The organism is Endozoicomonas sp. ONNA1 (assembly GCF_024606325.1).
Classification (GTDB): Bacteria; Pseudomonadota; Gammaproteobacteria; order Pseudomonadales; family Endozoicomonadaceae; genus Endozoicomonas_A.
In genome coordinates this window covers 1-1,407 of the sequence record NZ_JAHHPN010000438.1, presented here as the reverse complement: position 1 = coordinate 1,407, position 1,407 = coordinate 1, and the positions used below count along the sequence as shown (strand labels likewise).

General features: G+C 49.9%; 4 protein-coding genes. All 4 read right to left on the bottom strand.

The annotated features are described in order from the left end of the window. A partial coding sequence (locus tag KDK19_RS10115) for a hypothetical protein (RefSeq protein ID WP_257291861.1) occupies positions 1-270 on the bottom strand: 270 nt, incomplete at its 3' end. 2 nt (positions 271-272) lie between these two features. Continuing rightward, on the bottom strand, positions 273-611 hold the full coding sequence (traA, locus tag KDK19_RS10110; RefSeq protein WP_257279632.1) for a TraA family conjugative transfer protein: 339 nt from the start codon (positions 609-611) through the stop codon (positions 273-275). A 14-nt stretch (positions 612-625) separates the two neighbouring features. Further along, positions 626-1,021 (bottom strand): TraV family lipoprotein, encoded by a 396-nt coding sequence (locus tag KDK19_RS10105; RefSeq protein WP_257291860.1) that lies wholly within the window; start codon positions 1,019-1,021, stop codon positions 626-628. A gap of 18 nt (positions 1,022-1,039) precedes the next feature. Beyond that, positions 1,040-1,407 (bottom strand): TraB/VirB10 family protein (locus KDK19_RS10100; protein ID WP_257291859.1); only part of this gene is annotated, 368 nt, incomplete at its 5' end.

Below are 1,407 nucleotides of genomic sequence, written 5' to 3'. Positions count from 1 at the left end.
GAGATGGAGCCAGTGGGTGAGATTATCCAGTGTCTGGTCAAACAAGCGCTGAAGTTCTGCTGGCAAATTCAGCTGCTCGTTTACCTGTTCCACAAGCTGTTGTTGCTGATGCAGGATTGTTCCTGTGCCTACCTGATACCCAGCGCAACCTGAACCTGGTTGTATAGGCTGATCAGCTTCTGGAAGATTGTTTGGTAATGGGATTTTTTCATCAGCGTGATGCGGGTGTAACCAGTGATTGATAATGGCTAAAGCCTTTGAGGTGAACATGGTTAAAGCCCGAAAATGGAATTAATAATGGTGGGAGTGACCTGCAATCCGACAGCAGCACCGACTCCGGTAGCAAAGCCGATCAGTGAGTTGCGAGCCATGCCGTAGGCCAGTCCGATCAGGACAAAAGAGATAGACAGTGTTCGTCCCAGGTCTCCCTTGATCCAACCCACCAAACGGCCATAAATTTCCGCAAAGTCAGTGGAACCTGTCACATTGACAGGATTGGCTGCCTGCAGCTCCTGTGGCAGTAGAGAAAGAATGATCAGAGGTGCCAGCGACACCATCAGTTTCTGCAGCTTCATAACAAGTGGTGGTCTATCAGCAAGCAGTACATACATATTCAGTGACTCCATTAATCATCAGACGGTGAATAGACGGGAATGGCAGACTGCCAGTCTCTTGGTGCGATATCGGTCATCACAACTCCGCCGCTGTGCCAGTTGCCCTGCTTGTCAACCCAGGGTGCAATCCAGATTTTCAGGATTTGAGCGGGTGTGCGGTTGGGTATCGCTTCGGGCGTTACAAAACGAAGATCGGGTTCTGAATAGTTTTTGGGAGTTGAAGGAAACAGGTTTTCAGCAGACGTTGAACCGGTATCCTGATAGACCTGTCTTGCTGATTTACACACGCCTTTGCCGGGTTCCGGGCAGGCATACTCAGCTTCACCAACACCAAACATTGAGCAGCCCTGCATAACAGGTACCAGCGAAACCATCAGAAACAATGCTCTGATATCGTTTTTACACATAGGTAAAGTCCCAAAGGATTAGTTTTTCAGACCACGGGTGAGAATCAGGTCCACCTTACGTTCGGAGCTGATTTCAATGACGGGCACCATCTGGTCAGCCAGCTGCAGGTAAAAATCTGCCAGCTTTTCCAATGCTTTGTTACTGCCCTTTATCAGAGAGCTTTGCAGGGCTCCACTGCCTTTTAAGCCGGACTGAAACGGAGACTGAATCTGGCCGTTCTGGTTGGGGATCACAGACAAGACCGGCACGGGTTTGATATCAAAGGCCTCACTGATACCGCTGAGAAAGCCTGCCATAGCCGCCTTGGCCATAACCTGTCCCTGTTTACTGACCAGCCTGCCACGTAATCCGGCTTTGCCATCTTCTCCGGCGATATAACCTTCTA